Raw genomic sequence first — 19,119 nt, 5'->3', positions numbered from 1 at the left:
GCCGCGCAGCACGGCTTCACGACCTTCATGACAAGGAGATGGCATGAATTTCAACTCGTCCCTGGTAACCCTGTTTGAAGTGAGCTGGGAGGTCTGCAACAAGGTGGGGGGCATCCACTCTGTTGTCACCAGCAAGGCCCTCCAGGCCGTGGAGCATTTTGGCGAGGACTATTTTCTTCTGGGGCCGGCCCTCAAGAACAATCCCGGCTTTGAAGAAACAGACGAGCACGCCTGGGATTCACTGCGCATGGGCCTCGCCACGCGGGACCTCAAGTGCCGCCTCGGCCGGTGGAACATACCCGGACGCCCCAAGGTAATACTGGTGGAATTTGACAAGCGCTATTCCAGCAACCAGTTACTGTTTGAAATGTGGAAAAACTACGGGGTGGACTCGCTCTCCGGCGGCTGGGACTACATTGAACCCGTTATGTTTGCCACGGCCTGCGGCGAAGTTATCGCGGCCATACACGAAAGCCGTGTAGAACCCATGCAGGGCCGCAGCGTGGCACTGTTTCACGAGTGGATGTGCGGCGCGGGGCTGCTCACGGTGAAAAAGCTCACCCCCGAAGTGGGTACGGTCTTCACCACCCACGCCACTACCCTGGGCCGCGCCATGGCAGGCACAGGGCGCGACATCTACACCAACATGCGCAATATCAATCCCGCCAATGAGGCCGCCGCCCTCAACATCACGGCCAAGTGGTCCATGGAGAGCGCCGCCGCCCGCGAGGCGGACGCCTTCACCACCGTCAGCCCCATCACAGGTGAGGAGTCCACGGTATTTCTGGGCCGCCAGCCTGATGTCATCACCACCAACGGCCTCGACCTGCGGGTCATACCGGACTATACCGACGAGCGTGAGGTTCCCTCAGCCACACGCGCCAAGATCATGAGCGCGGCGGGGCGCTTCCTGCGTGGTTCCCTGCCGGAGCACACGCGCATTTTCACCATTTCCGGCCGGTACGAAATGCACAACAAGGGCGTGGATATTTTTCTTGAAGCCCTGGCCCGCGCCGACCGCAACCTTTCCGGCACAAACAGTTCCATCCTGGCCCTGTGCCTTGTGATGGGCGGGCATACAGGTATCAACGCAGCCGCTGTTTCCGGCAATCCTGATGACACGGACAACGGCATGCCCTTCATATGCACCCACCGCGTATGGAATGCCCCACAAGACCCGATCATTAATGCCTGCCGCCGACTGGGCCTTGATAACCGCGAAGAACGGCGCGTCAAGGTCATCTTTGTACCCGCCATGCTCGACGGACACGACGGCTTTTTCGACATTCCCTATGAAGAAATACTGGCCGCCTGCGATATGGGCTTTTTCCCATCATGGTACGAGCCGTGGGGCTATACACCGCAGGAATGTGCGGCCTGGGCCGTACCCACCCTTACCACCGACCTTTCGGGTTTCGGCATGTGGGCGCGGGAGCAGATGAAAGAAGAAAGCATGGACCGCACCGGCGTCTGCGTCATGCCGAGGCGCGGCATGAGCTTTGACCAGAGCGTCGACCGGCTGCACGAAAGAGTGCTGGGGGCCGCCGCCTGCCCGGACGGTGAACTGTGCTCCTGGCGCGGGCATGCCCGCGATCTGGCTGAAAAAACCTCGTGGAGCTACTTTTTCGACAACTATATCAAGGCATTTGACATCGCCCTTGCCAAATCCGACGCGCGCACCGACCACGACTCCGCGCACGGGGCGCTCACACGGGTGCTCACGGCCTCCTGCTCGGCCACGCCTTTTCTGCGTCCCATCATGGCTGTTGCCGAGGTTCCGCACGAGCTTTCACGCCTGCGCGAACTGGCGCAGAACATCTGGTGGAGCTGGCACGATCAGGCCAAGGCCCTGTTTATGGCCCTTAACCCCCAACTGTGGGAAGCATGCCGCAATCCGCTGAAAATGCTTGAAGAGGCATGGCCGGCCCGCCTCAAAGAGCTTATTGCCAACGAAGAATACATGGCCATGTACCACAAGGTTATGGACAGGTTCGACGCCTACATGGCCGAACCCATCCGCTCCCTCAGTGTAGACGTGACGCCCGAACACCCCATTGTCTATTTTTCCACAGAATACGGGCTTAACGAATCCGTACCCATTTATTCCGGCGGCCTTGGCGTGCTTTCGGGTGACCACCTGAAGTCCGCCTCGGACATGGCACTGCCACTGATGGGCATCGGCCTGCTCTACAAAAGCGGCTATTTCATGCAGGAGATTGACTCCAGCGGCCGCCAGGTGGCGCAATATCCGGTCAACAATTTCGGCCAGATGCCCATAAAACAGGTGCATGACGCCCAGGGGCAGCCCGTGTACATACAGCTCGAGCTGCCGGGCCGCATCCTTTACTCACGGGTTTGGCGGCTTCAGGTGGGCCGCATCGGCCTCTATCTTTTGGATACGGACACCACCCGCAATACCGATGAGGACAGGCGCATCACCGACCGCCTGTATGAGGCCAACCGCGAAACGCGCCTGTTACAGGAAATACTGCTCGGTCAGGGCGGCATGCGCCTGTTGCGCACCCTTGGCATTATCCCCGGCGTTTACCACATGAACGAGGGGCATTCAGCCTTTATGGCCCTTGAGCGCGTGCGGGACTGCATGACCCAGGGTATGAGCCATGACGAAGCCGTGGTGCGCGTGCGCTCCAACACGCTGTTCACCACCCATACCCCCGTGCCTGCGGGTAACGAATCCTTTTCGCTGGAACTGATGGAACGCTATTTCAGCGGGATGGCAAAAAATCTTGATCTCTCCTGGCAGCAGTTTGTGCAGCTCGGGCAGATCGAGGGCGGCGACAGCCACGCCTTTGAAATGACGGTACTGGCCTTGCGGCTCTCGTGCTGGGCCAACGGCGTCAGCCGCCTCCACGGCGTGGTCTCGCGCCATATGTGGAACAATCTGTGGAAGGGCCTGCCCACGGCTGAAACCCCCATCGGGCATGTCACCAACGGTGTGCATACGCCGTCCTATGTGGGCAGCTGGATGCACGAACTGCTGCATAAACATCTGGGCGCGGGCTGGTTGCAGGCGCTGCCCGGTTCCGCCGTATGGGACAAGGTGGACGACATCCCCGACGAGGCATTCTGGGCGGCGCGGCAACATCAGAAAGAAGCCCTGCTCGATGCCCTGCGCAAGCGCATTCCCGTTTTTGCGCAACGCTTCAAACTGGACGCCACCGTCCGCAAAGGCATGGAAGCCCTGTTGCGGCCGGAAACCCTCATCATAGGTTTTGCACGGCGTTTTGCGCCCTACAAGCGGGCCACCCTGCTCTTTGCCGATCCCGACCGCCTGGCCCGCATACTCAACAGCCCCCACCGGCCTGTGGTACTTGTTTTTTCCGGCAAGGCGCACCCTGCGGACGAAGCAGGCATCAACCTTATTCAGGAAGTCATGCGCATGTGCCAGGACGAGCGCTTTCTCGGGCGCATATTCTTTCTGGAAAATTACAGTCTTTCGGTATCGCGCATCATGTCTCAGGGTTGCGACGTCTGGCTCAACACGCCCCGGCGTCCGCACGAGGCCTCCGGCACAAGCGGCATGAAGCTGCCCGTCAACGGCGGCATCAACCTGAGCATCTCCGATGGCTGGTGGTGCGAAGGTTATAACAGGCAGAACGGATGGACCATAGGCCCGGTCGTCACCACCGAACTGCCCAGCAATGAACAGAACGACTATGCAGACGCCGAGGCGCTGTACAACCTGCTGGAAAACGCCGTGCTGCCGCTCTACTTCGACCGCACCCAGGGCGACCTGCCGACCCAGTGGATCGCCATGGCCAAGCGGTCGTTCAAAAGCCTTACGGCCATGTACAGCAGCAACCGCATGCTCAATGACTATATACGCCAGTATTACCTGCGGGCCGCGCGCCGCCGCAACATGCTGGCCGAAAACGACTGGTCGGCGTGCCGCCGCCTTGCCGCCTGGGAAAAGGACCTGCCCGCCCGCTTCGGCACGGTCAAGGTAGAGGAGCTTTTCATCAGCGGAGTGGAAAACAATACAATGATCTGCGGCGAACCGGTAAGCGTGCGCCTGCATATGCATCTGGGCGCAATGCAGCCGGAAGAAATACTCGTACAGCTTGTCATCGGCCGCGCCCTGGTCAACGGCAGCTTTATCGACAAGCCCGAAATACTGCGCCTTGAGCCGCGCGCAGCCGACCACAATGGCGAAAGCGGAAACGGCATGAACTATGCTGCCACCTACATTCCCACGCACAGCGGGCAATACCGTTACGGCGTGCGGGTGCTGCCCTACCACAAAAACCTGGCAACACCGCTTGAAACAGGGCTTGTGCTGTGGACCTGACACTTTGTCGCCCGTGAGCGGCCCACAATAATTGAGAACATGGCCCTGCCGAAAAACAGGCCAAAACAGGAAGAGGCCGCCCAAAGGGCGGCCTCTTCTGAAGCAGTACCAAAACAAAATGCCTTCAAGACCTTCTACAGGCGAACCAGAGCAGTCAGCCCTTGAAGCTATCCCTGGCTTATGCCTGAGACGGTTTCAGCACAGCACACCGGCATCATGCTTTTGCTGTCCATTACCCAAGCCGACCCAGCCACCAAAGCCAGTCTCGTTGATGGTATTGCGCCGAAGAGCCTGATACACTCCCCGCCTGGACAGTGTAAAATCGTCGATGGCATTGCGCGGCGCGGAGGGAGATCACCGGGCGAAGCGAGGAAGCTCCGCGGCAAAAGACGCGCGGCCCTCGCAGGCTCCCTCTGCCGCCCGCCGCGCAGGCGGACAGAGTGACAGTAGAAAAAAGGGTTCCTTGCCCGCAGGGCGAGCAGCCTGACAGCAAGGAAAAGGGGTTCATTCCGCAGGCGGCCCAAACGAAGGCAATACAAGCATCTCAAGCATCAGTTACTTTAGCGCAGGTAAACATTTTCAATGGTACTCTGCTCTACATCTGGATCTGCTTCACGCCGGCCCGGCTGCCAAGCGCAGCCCCGTCAAGCAGGCTCATGGCGTCCAGCAGCAGCGCCCGGTAACTGCCGGTCCCGCCGCCCATGCCGCCCACCGTTCCGGCAGGGCCAGTCATGATTTCAGCGGCAATCTCCCCGGCAACTCCCATGGCGCATACGGCACACAAGCAGGCCCGCGGCGCTTCATGAGACGCCACGCCAAGGCAGCATCCCATAACCGCGGCCGACATGCAGCCCGATCCCGTAATACGCGCCATGAGCGGATGCCCGTTGCGCACGGCCCAGGCCCCACCGGCATGTGCCACAATATCAATGGCCCCGCTGACAATCACCACGGCTCCCGTGCTCTCGCTCAAACGTCGAGCCGTAGCCGCCGCGCTTTCAAGCCTGTCTTCAGTCACAAGGCAAGAGCCCTGGGCATCTACGCCCCTGGCCTTTGCGTCCTTGCCGGCCAAAAAACCGATTTCAGAGGCATTGCCCTTGATGGCCGCAAAACGGATTTCGTCCAGCAGCCGTTGCAGCGTGCTGTTGCGCAGGGCCGATGCCCCCGCGCCCACAGGATCAAGCACAACAGGCTTGCCCATACTGTTGGCGCGTCTGCCCGCCGCCAGCATTGATTCCACCGTGCGGCTGTTGAGCGTGCCTATATTGATAACAAGCGCCTGGGACAGGGCCACAATATCTTCAACTTCCGCCGCATCATCGGCCATAATGGGCGAACCGCCCGTAGCCAGAACCATATTGGCGCAGTCGTTGACCGTGACGTAATTCGTTATGCAGTGCACCACCGGCTCATGCCGCCGCACTGTATCCAGAACATCCGCAAAATCTGTCATTCCGCCTCCTTCCGGCAAAACCATGCACCGCCGGAAGTCTCCGCCGGTCCCTCGCAGTACAAACGGCAAACATGCGCTCAGCACCGGCACAGCACACAGCCTCCGGCGCGGCGCACCCGGCGTATTCACATTTCATTGCCGCCCATACCCTTACGGCCTGCTACGCCATGCGGCGTACAGTATCCGGGCCGTCAGCCAGGCGCACAGGCGGTCACCACAGTGACGACGCCTGCGGGCAATATGGAAACGGCCCGCGCCGTCCGGACCAGAGCCGTCAGAGCTGAACTGTCAGGGCTTGATGTAGGCAAAGCCTTCGCGCTGCAGGCGCACTATTTCCACCAACCCTGCGGGTACAACATCGCAACCGGGCCAGATATCGTCATGGCTTATGCTGTTGTCGGCCAGGGCGTTGGCGCAGAGCAGGATGCGCAGCCCCTGATCCTGAAGGGGCGCGGCCATAGCGCGGAATTCTTCGTTTTTGCGGATAAAGTGGGTCACGGCAGGGCCATTGGCCACCACCACAAGCTGAAAACGTTCGCCGGGCAGCCCTTTGATATAATTGGCCGCATTTTTCAGCACCAGTTTCAGAATGGCGGGTTCATTGCTGTCAATGTGCAGGCAGAGATCATAATTCATACATATTCTCCATACGTTGCCACCGGGTGTAAGCCGGGGGCAGATTCCGGCAAACGCCGGGCATGCCACAAGTAGTAGCAGGGGCTCGCCGCTTTGCCAAGCAATGGAGAATGTGCAGGCCGCAGCCATATGGTTTTGCTGACAATACGCACGAGCATTGTGCGAATGTTTCTTGCTAAGCCCGCGCATACGGCGTATATTACCGCCATGCGTGCTGTACCCTGCAAAAAGCCCTTGAATTTCTTCCGCTCTGAACGCGCCGTATTTTTTCCCCTGCCTGGTGTGAGTCCGGGGTCCGGGGCATTGCGCTGCCTGTTGCTGCTGCTTTTGACGCTGTGCCTTTGCGGTTGCGGTCTTCTGAAGCCCAAACCCGACGATGCCATGCCTGAACAGGCGCAGGAACAGGAATCCCTTGAAGCCGCCTGGCGCGGCGAGCCGGTGCCGTACTCCCTGCGCATCAGGATAGAGGATGGCCCATCCTCCCTGGAAGGCAAGATGAAATCCGTCAGCCAACTGGCGCAGCTTGCCAATGAACTGCCCGACAGCACGCTTGCCCTGGAGCGTCGCGCCCGCGCCGATGTGGACACAGCCGTTCGCCTTCTGCATTCCCAGTGTTACTATGAAGGTTCGGCCTCTTTCAGCTTTGATGAAGAGGCCAGGCCCCTGCGCGTCACACTGACCCTTGTGGCAGGGCCGCGCTATACCCTTGGCCGGGCCGACGTAACGTACGAACCGTCGCCGGACGTGCCGGCTCCCTTTAAAGACCGTCAGCGCGAGGTAGGCTTTTGGGGGCTGCAAACCGAGCCTGTTCCCCCGCCGTCCTTTCCCGCGGTGCTGCCCGGCGTTGCCGTGGGCAAGCCTGTTGTGGCAGACACCCTGCTGAACGCGGTAGAGGCCCTGCCGGAAAAGCTGCACACCCAGGGCTACCCCCTGGCCGCCGTGGCCCAGGCCCGCTATACTCTTGACCCCGAAAAAAAACAGGTCAATGCCGACATCAGCATCAATCCCGGCCCACCGGCCCTTATGGGCGGCGTGGACGTGACAGGAAACAAGGGCGTCAATGCCGCCTACCTGCAACGGCTGACCCCCTGGGTTCCCGGCGATGAGCCGTGGGACACGGAGCTTATGGACGACTACGCCAACCACCTGCGTGGTCTTGGCCTTTTCCGTTCTGTAGAGGTACGCCCCAAAGAAGAACTGCTGGCAGGAAAAGACGTGGCCGATAACAGCGGCGTGCCGCTCCGCAACAAGGACGGCCTGGCCGTGCTGCCCATTGAGGTGACCGTGAGCGAACTGCCCTTCCGGTCCGTGGGCGGCAGCGCGCGCTACGACACAGATACCGGCGTAGGTGTGGAAGGCTTTTGGGAGCACCGCAACCTTTTCGGCAACGGCGAAAAACTGATGGTCAGCGCCCCCATTGCCACGCAGGTGCAGGGCATCAAGGCGGCCTTTGAAAAACCGGCGTTTCTCGTGCGCGAGCAGCGCCTGCTGGCCTCCGGCTCAACCCTGCGCGAAGATACCGAAGCCTACAAAAGCACATCGGCCAGCGCTTCGGCCGCGCTTGAACGCCGTCTTTCACGCCTGTGGTGGGGCAGCCTGGGCGTTGGCGGGCAAAGCGGCTCCATCAAGGAAAACGACAGGACAGAACAGTTTTACGGGTATGCGGGCCCCAGGGCCAGCGTGCGGCGCGACAGCCGCAACAACGTGCTCAATCCCACGCGCGGCTCTGAAATCACCCTCAAGGCCAATCCCAATACGGGCTTTTACGGCGAAAGCTTTACGGTCATGGCCGGTTCTCTGGAGGCCAGCGGCTACTACGCGCCCTTCCGCAAAGACGGACGCCCCACCGACAAGCTGGTGCTGGCGGGCCGGGTAGAGGCCGGGGCCATGTCCGGCGCGGCCCTGCACAACATTCCCGGCAGCCTGCGGTATTATGCGGGCGGTGCGGGTTCCGTGCGCGGCTACGCCTACCAGTCCATCGGGCCTGAAGATAAAGGCGGCGACCCCCTGGGCGGCCGGTCCTTTCAGGTCATCAATCTTGAAGCGCGCTACAAGATCACCGACGACGTGGGTCTTGTTCCGTTTCTGGACGGCGGCATGGTCTACCGGGATGAAGCCCCCCGCATTATCGGCGATATGGACTGGGGCGCGGGCCTGGGCCTGCGGTATTACACGCCCATTGGCCCCCTGCGGCTGGATGTGGGTTTTCCCCTGCAACCCAGGGATGGCGATCCGCCGGTTCAAATTTATGTGAGCATAGGGCAGTCTTTCTGATGACGACGCTTTCTTCCCATACCGGCCCGGGCGGCGCTGTTGTTGCCGATGCTGTTGTTAGCGGCGCTGCGGCAGGCAGCGCGCATGTCTCCGGCTCCGGCCAATCCGGTAAAGGTCCGGGACGGCCCGGCGCAGCCCTTTTCTCCCGCATCTGGGGCGTTGTGTGGCGCGGCCTGGTTTTTCTGCTGCTGTTGCTGCTGTTTTTTCTCGCGGGCATTCTGCTGGCGCTGCGCAACGAGAACGTGCAGGCATGGCTCAAGGATGAGGTCAATGCCGTTCTGGCCGCCCCGGTGGAAACAGGCGGCCTGCAGGTACGGCTGACGCGCCTTTCCGGTTCACTGCCCTTCAGCATGCAGGTGGGGGTTGAGCTGGCGGACGCTCACGGCCTGTGGCTTGAAGCGCCCCTCAATACCTTTGAATGGGACTGGGCAGCCCTGCCCGGAACCGTGCGCATACGCGCACTCACAAGCCACAATCCCCGGCTGTTCCGCTTGCCGGACCTGCCGCCCGCCCCGCCGTCCGAACCTTCTCCCCCCATGACGGAAAACAGCCTGCGCGCAACCCTGGGTGAGACTGTGCAGGCCCTGAACACCCTGCCCGGCTGGCTGCCCGCGGTACTTCTGGACCGTCTGGCCGTTGTGGACGCGGTTTTGCCACAGTCATTACTTGGCGCAGCTCTTCCGGCTGGTGCAGAGGAGAAGGAAAAAGATCAGGGCAAAGAAAACAGCGGCAATGCAGATGCCACCGGGCAGCATCAGGCCGCCAACACTCCGGTCGTGTCGCCCGCCAGTGGCACACAACCCACAGCCACGCGCAATGAACCGGCGGATACACCGGCAGCGCACAACGGACAGGCAGACGCACATCAGACACGCGATGGCCAGCCAGAAAATGGGCAGGCCGCACCGCAGCCTGCTGCCGCTTCCGCGCCGTTTTCCGGCGGTATGTTCTTCAGGGCAGATGTTGACGCCAGCCTCAGGGCAGACAGCAAGGGCGGCAGCCTCAACGTACTGTTGACCGCCTCCGGCCGGGATCATGCTCCCCTGCTTGTGGCCGACACCTCTTGCGGCGGCCTTGAAGTGCGCATGGAAGCAACGTTTACGCCGCAGAAAGACAAATCCGGCAAGCTCGTTGTCCAGACCCTGACAGTCAACAGCAGCCTTGAAGCCGCAGCTCTGCCAGCCGCTGCCGCCGCAACGCCGGATGAAGACAGCGGCAAGACCGCGGAGACACCCGGCGATTCCTCCGGCGCGGCCAGCCCGGCCCGTCCGGATAGCCCGGATAGCCCGGCCAGTTCAGCACGCACGCAAGGCCAGCCCGGCCCGCATAATCCACATGGCTCTCTTGCCCCGTTGCTGGCCGGTGGCGCGCGCCTTTCCCTGGCTCTCGAAGCCCAGGCCCAGACCATTCCCGGTACGCCTGACAACATGGCCGCCGCTGCCCGCGCCGGGTTGACAAGATTTGACCTCAAGGCCGGTCCGCTTTCCGGCACGGGGCATGCCGCATGGCACAGCCCGGATGCCCCCGCTGCCGCATCTGACGGCCCCCGGCCCATTGATGCGGCACAAAACATGTCATGGCTTTCCGGTCCGCTGGATGTGGACCTGCGCCTGAGCCTCGCCCCTCTGGAAAATTCCCCCGCACGCGCCGCTGGAGACGCGGCGGGCAATCCTCTGGACATGCTGGCCGCGCCGGGCAGTGTGAGCCTCACGGCTGGCGGCCCTCTGGAGGCTCCCGACCTTACCCTTCGCCTGGAATGCGCAGACCTGCGCCTGGGCAGCCACAAGCTGGAAAAAGCTGTGGCAAGCCTTGTCGCAAGCCCGTTGAACTGGCGGCAGGCCTTGCTTCTGGCAGAAGATCACGCCATCACTCCCCTGGTTGAAACCGCCGGGCAGCACCGCGCACCAGACAGTACGGACGACAAAAACAACCCTGCCGGAGCCGGTCATGGCGGCTCCCCTGATGCAAAACATGGCTCAACGCCTGACTCAGCGCCTGGCGCAGCCAAAGCCAGCGCCCCCCAGGGCGAACAGGCAGCGGCAACGCAGCTTGTGCTCCACCTGGACGTGAGCGGCCAGTGGGACAACCGCCCCCTGAGCCTTGCCGGACAAATTTTTGCGGGGCGCACCGAGGACGGAATACTCCAGGCGGGCCTGCGCAAACTGTACCTCAATGCCCTGGGGGTGGAAGCTACCGGGCAGGCGGCCGCCATGCTTCCCCCCGGCAGCATGCCCGGCTGTGACGGCAGACTGGACGTGCGCGTAACCGACTGGCCTGCCCTTTCAAGTCTTGTGCCGGGCGCGCGCCTGGATGGCGAAGCCTCCCTGAGCCTTGAGCTGCGGGCCGAGCGCACCACCGCCCCCGCCGTTTCTGAAGCTGCGGAGGCGCAACACGCTCCAACACCGCAAGAAACGGCGCAAAAAAACGGTCAGTCCGCCGCCAGAAGCAACAGCGAGGCCGATCCCGCGCAAACAGGCGCACCCCAGGCAACCGGGGCTGCTGCCACCCCGGCTGTGCGCTTCAGCCAGCAGGCCGTGCTGCGCTGGAATGTGCCGCGCCTGAGTTACAGCACCGGGGCAGATGCGCCGCTAACTTTGCAAAACCTTGCGGGCGAGGCAACGCTGCGCGATCTCTTCGGCGCGGCAAACCTGGCCGCCCGTCTGGACCTTGCCGCCTTGCGCCAGGGCGATCTTTCTCTCGGAACAAAAGTGCGGGCCAACGGTTCGCTCAACGGCCCGCTGGACGCCAGCGTTGAAACAAGCGGCAGTGTGGCTGCCCACGTCAACGCGCGCTGGCAGCCGGGTCTTGTGCAACTGCAAAAACTTGAAGCAAACCTGGCCGGGCATGACCTCGGCTTCATAACAAGCCCCGGCGCAAGCCTGCGCTATGGAGATTCCGGCATTACCCTGAGCGGTATTGATATACGCCTTATCCCCGGCGGCAGACTGCGTGCCAACGCCGCCCTTGGGCAGGACAGGCTGGATGCCCGCCTTGACCTGGACGGCCTGGCGCTCACGCCCTGGAAAAAATTTGTCCCTGCCCTGCCCGAAGGCACGGTGGAGGCCCACGCCCGCCTGACGGGCAGCCCTGCCCGCCCGGGCGGTGATTTTCATTTCGGCGTCCGCCAGCTCCGTATCCCCGGCAGCCCCCTCAAGCCGCTGAACCTGGGCCTCGCCGGACGCATTGAAGGTACAAGCCTTGTGGCGCGCCTGGCCGTGGACAAGGAAAGCATTCAGGCTCTGGGCGGCACAGAGGCGCGCCTTGAAGCGCGAATACCCCTTGTTTTCAGCAAGGACGGGCTGCCGCAACCCGACATGCAGGGGCCATTGCGTGGTCAGGTACGCTGGAAAGGGGCCGCCGGGCCGCTGTGGTCCCTGTTGCCCGTAGCTGACCAGCGCTTTGCGGGTAATGTGGCCATGTCCGTCGATCTTGGCGGCACGCTTTCCACCCCTTCAGCCAAGGGATCTGTTCTTGTCGACAATGGCAAGTATGAAAACCTGCTTCAGGGTGTGTTGCTGACCAATATCAACCTGCGCCTCAAGCTCGAAGAGGGCCGGGGCAAAGGGACAAGCGCCCTGCCCGGCGTGGCACGGCTTGAGCTGGATGCCTCCGGCGGCCTTGGCGGCAAACTGCGCGTGGCCGGGTACAGCAATCTTGACGGCAGCAAGCTGGACATCAAGACCACCATTGATCACCTGCGGCCCCTGAGCCGCCGCGACATACGCATCGAACTTTCGGGCGATGTGGGCGTAACCGGCAGTGCCGCTGCCCCCAGGGTGGATGGCCTGATCACCGTCAATCAGGGCCTTGTGCTACTGAACAAACTGGCCGTGGGGGGCAGCGTTACCACCCTGCCCATCAGCGAAAGCCCCGCACCCGCCGCGGTACAGGCCGCCGCAGGGGCAGCCAGCAAGCCCGAGGCAAAGGGCAGCCTGAACCTGCGCATCGTGATTCCCGGCCGTTTTATGGTGGAAGGGCACGGCCTCAGCAGCGAATGGAAAGCCGACCTGCTGGTGGCGGGTACGCCTGAAGACCCGCAGATCACGGGGCAGATCATGGCCGTCAAGGGCAGCTTTGATTTTCTGACCAAAATATTCAAGCTTTCGCGCGGTACAATCACCTTTGCAGGCGGCTCACTGAGCAATCCTCTGCTGGATATCAAGCTTGCCAATGAAACGCCCGATCTCACGTCTTATGTGAGCATCACGGGAACCGTGCGCAAAATGAAGCTTTCGTTGAGCAGTGAACCGGAACTGCCGCGGGATGAAATCCTCGCCCAGATTCTTTTCGGCAAAAGCACCAGCGAACTGGGACGCCTGGAAAACCTGCGCCTGGCCGGAGCCGTGGCGCAACTGGCGGGCTTCGGTTCGGGCGGTGGCGGCATTTTTGACGTCACCCGCGATGCTCTGGGAGTTGATGTACTGCGCCTCAGCTCCACACCGGGCAGCGGGTCAGGCGACGCCTCCGACGATGAAAGCATGGGCGCAGGCACTGCCGTGGAAATGGGCAAGTACATCACGGATGTTATTTATGTGGGCGTGCAGCAGGGCATGAAGCAAGGCAGTACGGCCTTTATCATCCAGCTTGAACTGACACCGCGCACCAACCTTGAGCTGCGCTCGGAGCAGCAGAGCACCTGGGGCGGCATACGCTGGAAATATAATTATTAGATCTGGTTAATGGTAAATTATCCTGTGCCGGCGTGAACAGCGCCCGCCGTGGAGGCGTAAACGGAGCTTCCGTCGTACCGCTTGCGGTAGCGTGACGCGATCCGTTGCGCAGGAAAGGGAGGGGGCTCTTCTGGAAGGGCTTTTACCGACGCCCTGCGGGACAGGAGTTTTTCAATTTCCGTTCTATTGGCCGCCCGCCGCGCAGGCGACCCAAACCAATACACTTGGTGCATTTCAGGTAGCAGCTTTTTCCAAGTGTGCCACCGCCTTTCCCGCAGGCAGCCCAAGTGAAGGCAACGAAAAAAATTAAATGGTCGCGGCTCTGAATGCAGGCCAATTCTGCAGTACCGCTACCTGTAGCCTACAGACTTGACACATGAACAAACGCGAATCTCCTTTTCCAGATCCCGCACTGCACCTGCGCCGCGCACAGCCCGAAGATCACCCCGCGCTTGCCGACCTCTGGCGGCGCAGCGTGGAGGCCACGCATCATTTTCTTTCCCCTTTGGCCGTGGACGAGCTTTACGCCGCCGTGCTGCGGGACTACCTGCCCGCCGTGGAAGAAGTGTGGCTGGCGGAGTACAGGCGTAAAAATGACGCCAGGCCCCGCCCTGCCGGATTTATGGGCTGCAACGGCCCGCAGGTGGAAATGTTGTTTGTGGAGCCGGAATTTTTCGGCAGGGGCGTGGGCAAAACGCTTTTGCAGCGCGCGCAACAACGCGCCGCCAAAGAAGGTTTTGCCCTGACACTTGACGTCAACGAGCAGAACCCTTCCGCACTGGCCTTTTACAGGCATATGGGTTTTGCCGTAACGGGGCGCTCGCCGCTGGACAGCGCAGGCCGCCCCTACCCTCTGCTGCATATGGAATGGCGGGCACGCTGACAGCGCCGCAAGCCGTCTGAAAGCAGGCCAAACGTATGCGCGGCAAGGATTCTTGTGGAATCCTTGCCGCGTCTGCATGCACCTTACGGATAAAAAGTCTTTATCCCTTGCGCCTGCCAGCTATCTGATAGCGCTTCTGGGCCGAAAGCTCGGCCTTGCGCAAACGGATGGACTGGGGCGTTACCTCCACCAGTTCGTCTTCGCGCACAAAGTGCAGGGCGTGTTCCAGCGTCATACGGCGCACAGGCGTCAGGATGACGTTTTCGTCCTTGCCCGCGGCGCGCATGTTGGTGAGCTTTTTTTCCTTGGTGGCGTTCACGTCAATATCGTTGTCGCGATTGTGCTCACCCACGATCATGCCTTCGTACACAGGATTGCCCGGCTCTACAAAAAGCACGCCGCGCGGCTCAAGGTTAAAGAGGGCATAAGCCACGGCGCTGCCCGACCTGTCAGCCACAATGGAGCCGGAAAAACGCGTCGGAAAATCGCCGCGCCATTCTTCATAGCCCTCAAGATACGAGTTCATGATACCCGTACCCTTGGTATCCGTAAGAAATTCATCACGATACCCGATAAGGCCGCGTGAAGGCACGGTGAATTCAAGGCGCACACGGCCCGTGCCGTTGTTGACGCAGTTGAGCATGCGGCCCTTGCGCTGGGCCAGCTTTTCCGTAACCACGCCCATGAAGATTTCGTCGCAGTCCACATAAAGGCGCTCAATGGGCTCAAGAACCTTGCCGTCTTCATCCCTGTGCAGGATAACCTCGGGGCGGCCCACGGAAAGTTCAAAACCTTCGCGGCGCATGGTCTCGATAAGAATAGCCATCTGGAATTCGCCACGCCCCTTGACCAGAAAAGCATCGCGGTCGGCGGTGTCTTCCACGCGCACAGCCACGTTGCGCAGAGTTTCCTTTTCCAGTCGGTCGCGGATGGCGCGGCTCTGCACAATCTTGCCCTCGCGCCCGGCCAGGGGCGAAGTGTTGATGCCGAAACGCATGGCCACCGTCGGCTCGTCCACCCTGATGCGCGGCAAGGCGCGGGGATTGGTGCTGGTGCAGATGGTATCGCCGCTGGTCACGTCTTCAATGCCTGCCAGCACCACAATATCGCCGGGGGTGGCGGTTTCCACCTCAGCCAGTTTCAGGCCGTCATAGACCTGAAGCTTGGTGGCACGCAGGGCGCGGGGCTTTCCGTTTTCGCCGATGCAGGCAAGGGTTTCCTTGCTGTGCACATGCCCGTGCATGATGCGGCCCACAGCCAGGCGGCCCAGATAGTCGGAATAGTCAAGGTCCGCCACCAGCATCTGGAAAGGCTGTTCGGGGTCGTGCGCCGGGCCGGGAATATACTTCAGTATGGCTTCAAACAGAGGGCTCAGGTCTTTCTGCTCGTCGTCAATATTTTCCATGGCCACACCCTGGCGGCCGATGGCGTAAAGTACGGGAAATTCGAGCTGCGCCTCGCTGGCGTCCAGATCGATAAAAAGATCGTAGATCTCGTTCAGCACTTCTTCGGGCCGTGCGTCCTTGCGGTCGATCTTGTTGATGACCACCACCACGGGCAACCCGGCCTCCAGCGTTTTACGCAACACAAAACGGGTTTGCGGCAGGGGGCCTTCAGAAGAGTCCACCAGCAAAATGGCCCCTGTGGTCATTGAAAGCGAACGCTCAACCTCACCGCCGAAGTCCGCGTGGCCCGGCGTATCGATGATATTGATCTTGACGCCGTTCCATGAAACGGCACAGTTTTTGGCGGCAATGGTGATGCCGCGCTCGCGTTCAAGGTCCATATTGTCCATGACGCGGTCGTCTATCTGCTGGCCGGCGCGAAGGCCGCCGCCCTGCTTGAAGAGCGCGTCCACCAGAGTGGTCTTGCCGTGGTCAACATGGGCGATAATAGCAACGTTGCGAAGAGAATCGTTATAATGCATGGGCGCTTTGCCTTGTAGTGTAAAAAAATGAGTCTGGGCTGCGCTTGTACGTATTTTTTAAAGTTTTGTCATCATTGCCCGTATGAGGCGACCCAGATTTTTACCCGCCTGGGCAGCCACAAGAATAATTTCTTCCAAGGGCGCCGGTATCATACAGTCCGGCAAGTTTTTATTTGAAATACATGAAAGGCCAAGCACACGCATGCCGAGATGACGTGCCGCAATGACCTCAAGAACCGTGCTCATGCCCACAGCGTCGGCTCCCCACTGCCGGTACATGCGCGTTTCGGCAGGGGTTTCCATTTCAGGGCCGCGCACGCCAATATACACGCCGCGCTCCAGCCGCAGGCCCAGCCTGGCTGAAGTTTCCATGGCAAGGGCGCGCAAATCCGCGTCAAAAGGCACGCTCATATCGGGAAAGCGCGGCCCCCACTGCTCGCAGTTACAGCCGAGCAATGGCGAATGCCCCGTGTGATTGATTAAATCGCTCATGCACATGATGGATCCGGCGTCAAAATGGGGATTAAGCGCTCCCGCCGCATTGGTAATAACCAGCGTTTTGACGCCCATGGCCGCCATGACGCGCACCCCCATGCACACTTCGGCAGGGCTGCGGCCTTCGTAAAGATGGCAGCGCCCCTGCTGGATAAGCACAGGACGGCCCGGTACATCGTCCTCACCGCAGGATGAAGGAAAACGCCCCCACACAAAGGCCCCCACATGCGAATCCACACTGGAAACGGGAAAACCCGGCAGATCGGCATAAGGCACGGCCACCCGCTCCGTCAGCCTGTCGGCCAGGCCCGAAAGCCCAGTACCCAGAACAAGGCCAACAGGCGCGCTGTTGTCTTCTGCCGCGGCGCCGGTGATTTTTCGCATGCCCATAACTTGTGAAAAGCTACATGGTGCAGCCTCCAGAGCCTTGCGCAGAGCCATCGCGGCCGACTGGACTTCTTGCGGATTTTGCATATTATCCCTCCTGATTTTAACAGTGCCGCAGCGGATAGTGCCGCGCAATGATCGGGGGGCGACTTTTTTCATCCGCCCACAGTACTGCGTGTGGATTTTCACACGGAAAGTGCGTATGCTCGGTTGATACGAATCCTGTATAGCCCGCCCAGCCCAGTCCCACAAGGACAAACCGGCGGGCCGGACCACACTTCGGCGACCGCGTTACGTGGCCGCACCGGAACCACCAGACCAACAATTACCGCTTGCGCCCCACAGGGCGCCACATAATGAGGGAGACAGGCTTGGACAACGCTCAGGAAATCATTCCCCTGCACAAGCATAAAATTCTGGTAGCCAACCGTGGCGAAATAGCCATGCGCATCATGCGGGCCTGCCGCAAGCTGGGCGTGGCTTTTACTGCCATATTCACCGCCGAGGACGCGGCTTCGGGGCATGTACGCCTTGCACGCGAAGAAGGTGGAGAAAAAAGCCTTTTCCGCGTTTCTTCCTACCACGATGCCAACGAGCTTATGTCTGTGGCTGACGAGGCAGGCTGCACCGCCGTGCATCCCGGCTACGGTTTTTTTGCCGAAGACTTCCGCTTTGCGCGCCGTGTGACAAAGCGCGACCGCAAGCTCGTCTTTATCGGACCTTCGTGGAAGATCATCCGCGAACTGGGCGACAAGATCAACACCAAGCGCCTGGCGCGCAGCCTTGGCGTACCCACGGTTCCCGGCTCTGACCGGCCCATCTATGACGAGATGGAAGCGGAACGCATCGCCAAAAGCATCTTTGAATTTCAGGCACAGCAGGGCATCACCCGCCCGCTGGTGCTGGTCAAGGCATCGGCTGGCGGCGGCGGCATGGGCATTGAGGAAGTGTACGATCCGGACCAGTTCCGCTCCGTTTACCGGCGCATCCGCAACTATGCCCTGCGCCAGTTCAAGGACGAAGGCGTGCTCATCGAGCAGCGCATTACGGACTTCAACCACCTTGAGGTGCAGGTTGTTTCCGACCGCACAGGAACCAACCCGGTGCATTTCGGCACGCGCAACTGCTCCATCCAGTCCACAGGGCTGCAAAAGCGCATTGAGGTGGCCCCCGGCTTTGTTCCGGAAGAAATCAAGTACACCTTTGACGCCGGCAAGGTGCTCAAGGATATCGTCCATTACTCGCTGACCATGGCCCGCAAGGTCGGTTACGACAACGTGGGTACATGGGAATGGATCGTCACCCGCAAGGGCGAGCCTTTTCTTATGGAAGTGAACACCCGCATCCAGGTGGAAAACGGCGTTTCGGCCCGCATTTCCAAGGTCAAGGGCCAGGGAGATGTGGATATCATCGCCGAACAGATACGCATCGGCCTTGGCGATCCCCTGGGCTATACCCAGGACGACATCACTTTTGACGGCGTGGGCATCGAATACCGGCTTATCGCCGAAGACCCGGACAGCAACTTTACCCCCTGGGTAGGGCGCATTGAGCGCTTCCAGTGGAAAGAACAGCCGTGGTTGACCATGCTCACCCACGTTCCCACCCAGGAACCCTACGAAATCCCGACCGAGTTTGATCCAAACCTGGCCCTTGCCATCATATGGGGCAAAGATCTTGAAGAAGCCAAGGCCCGTGGTCTTGAGTTTCTGCACGACCTGCGGCTTGAAGGACATAACGGCGCAGGAGATACCCTGAAGTCCAACGTCAACTTTTTAGCGGCCAATACGGAACGGATTCTCCGTTTCTGACCAAAGGAGCAAATTATGGGGACCCCCCAATTTCCCACATGTGCTACCTGCCCCTTCAAGCGCGAAGACCGCCTGTGCGTCAAAATCGGCGGCAAGCATCCTGCCAACTGCCCGACTGCCATGCGGCACGACCTGGGCGATGCAGCGCTGGACTGTTACAAGGATGACATATTGCGCATGGCGCGCGAATCGGCCATTGTTGAATATAACTGTTACACGACGCTGCCCGATGGCACGCGCATTCCCTGCCACCCGCGCATTCTTGAAATTATGG

The 19,119-nt window shown here is 60.8% G+C and carries 9 protein-coding genes and 1 pseudogene; 6 read left to right on the top strand and 4 right to left on the bottom strand.

Annotated features, from left to right (window positions below; genetic code table 11):
* The first annotated feature begins 43 nt into the window (after window positions 1-43).
* Window positions 44-4,309 (top strand): alpha-glucan family phosphorylase, encoded by a 4,266-nt coding sequence (glgP, locus tag QZ377_RS03180; RefSeq protein WP_291439463.1) that lies wholly within the window; start codon window positions 44-46, stop codon window positions 4,307-4,309.
* A gap of 595 nt (window positions 4,310-4,904) precedes the next feature.
* Here glgP and thiM read toward each other — a convergent pair.
* The gene (gene thiM, locus QZ377_RS03175; protein ID WP_291439462.1) at window positions 4,905-5,762 is read right to left on the bottom strand and encodes a hydroxyethylthiazole kinase; all 858 of its coding nucleotides are present in this window, start codon (window positions 5,760-5,762) and stop codon (window positions 4,905-4,907) included.
* 288 nt (window positions 5,763-6,050) lie between these two features.
* Entirely contained in the window at window positions 6,051-6,398 is a 348-nt protein-coding gene (locus tag QZ377_RS03170) for a DsrE family protein (protein WP_291439461.1), read from the bottom strand.
* A 165-nt stretch (window positions 6,399-6,563) separates the two neighbouring features.
* Here QZ377_RS03170 and QZ377_RS03165 point away from each other — a divergent pair, with 165 nt between their 5' ends.
* From QZ377_RS03165 to QZ377_RS03155, 3 genes are all read left to right on the top strand, one after another.
* The gene (locus QZ377_RS03165; protein WP_291439460.1) at window positions 6,564-8,672 is read left to right on the top strand and encodes an autotransporter assembly complex family protein; all 2,109 of its coding nucleotides are present in this window, start codon (window positions 6,564-6,566) and stop codon (window positions 8,670-8,672) included.
* The gene (locus QZ377_RS03160; RefSeq protein ID WP_291439458.1) at window positions 8,672-13,342 is read left to right on the top strand and encodes a translocation/assembly module TamB domain-containing protein; all 4,671 of its coding nucleotides are present in this window, start codon (window positions 8,672-8,674) and stop codon (window positions 13,340-13,342) included. Before QZ377_RS03165 ends, QZ377_RS03160 begins: the two co-directional genes overlap by 1 nt.
* A 376-nt stretch (window positions 13,343-13,718) precedes the next feature.
* On the top strand, window positions 13,719-14,225 hold the full coding sequence (locus tag QZ377_RS03155; RefSeq protein ID WP_291439456.1) for a GNAT family N-acetyltransferase: 507 nt from the start codon (window positions 13,719-13,721) through the stop codon (window positions 14,223-14,225).
* Between the two features lie 100 nt (window positions 14,226-14,325).
* Here the strand turns inward: QZ377_RS03155 and typA are convergent, their stop codons facing one another.
* Both typA and QZ377_RS03145 read right to left on the bottom strand, forming a co-directional pair.
* Window positions 14,326-16,152: a translational GTPase TypA gene (gene typA, locus QZ377_RS03150; protein WP_291439454.1), complete on the bottom strand. Its 1,827-nt coding sequence runs from the start codon at window positions 16,150-16,152 to the stop codon at window positions 14,326-14,328.
* A 57-nt stretch (window positions 16,153-16,209) separates the two neighbouring features.
* Entirely contained in the window at window positions 16,210-17,121 is a 912-nt protein-coding gene (locus QZ377_RS03145; protein ID WP_291439452.1) for a purine-nucleoside phosphorylase, read from the bottom strand.
* 269 nt (window positions 17,122-17,390) lie between these two features.
* Here QZ377_RS03145 and QZ377_RS03140 point away from each other — a divergent pair, with 269 nt between their 5' ends.
* A complete protein-coding gene (locus tag QZ377_RS03140) occupies window positions 17,391-18,845 on the top strand; it encodes a biotin carboxylase N-terminal domain-containing protein (protein ID WP_291439450.1) in 1,455 nt (484 codons plus the stop codon).
* Window positions 18,846-18,860: 15 nt separating this feature from the next.
* Window positions 18,861-19,119: pseudogene (locus tag QZ377_RS03135) on the top strand (metal-binding protein); the annotation flags it as partial.

Origin of the sequence: Desulfovibrio sp. (genome assembly GCF_019424165.1) — a bacterium.
Taxonomy (GTDB): Bacteria; Desulfobacterota; Desulfovibrionia; order Desulfovibrionales; family Desulfovibrionaceae; genus Desulfovibrio.
The sequence above is the reverse complement of the archived record's forward strand: the minus strand, read 5'-3'. Positions and strand labels throughout refer to the sequence as shown.

Coding starts and splice junctions, on each gene's coding strand:
- glgP (WP_291439463.1), top strand. CDS start 44: ATGAATTTCAACTCGTCCCTGGTAACCCTGTTTGAAGTGAGCTGGGAG.
- thiM (WP_291439462.1), bottom strand. CDS start 5,762: ATGACAGATTTTGCGGATGTTCTGGATACAGTGCGGCGGCATGAGCCG.
- QZ377_RS03170 (WP_291439461.1), bottom strand. CDS start 6,398: ATGAATTATGATCTCTGCCTGCACATTGACAGCAATGAACCCGCCATT.
- QZ377_RS03165 (WP_291439460.1), top strand. CDS start 6,564: ATGTTTCTTGCTAAGCCCGCGCATACGGCGTATATTACCGCCATGCGT.
- QZ377_RS03160 (WP_291439458.1), top strand. CDS start 8,672: ATGACGACGCTTTCTTCCCATACCGGCCCGGGCGGCGCTGTTGTTGCC.
- QZ377_RS03155 (WP_291439456.1), top strand. CDS start 13,719: ATGAACAAACGCGAATCTCCTTTTCCAGATCCCGCACTGCACCTGCGC.
- typA (WP_291439454.1), bottom strand. CDS start 16,152: ATGCATTATAACGATTCTCTTCGCAACGTTGCTATTATCGCCCATGTT.
- QZ377_RS03145 (WP_291439452.1), bottom strand. CDS start 17,121: ATGCAAAATCCGCAAGAAGTCCAGTCGGCCGCGATGGCTCTGCGCAAG.
- QZ377_RS03140 (WP_291439450.1), top strand. CDS start 17,391: ATGAGGGAGACAGGCTTGGACAACGCTCAGGAAATCATTCCCCTGCAC.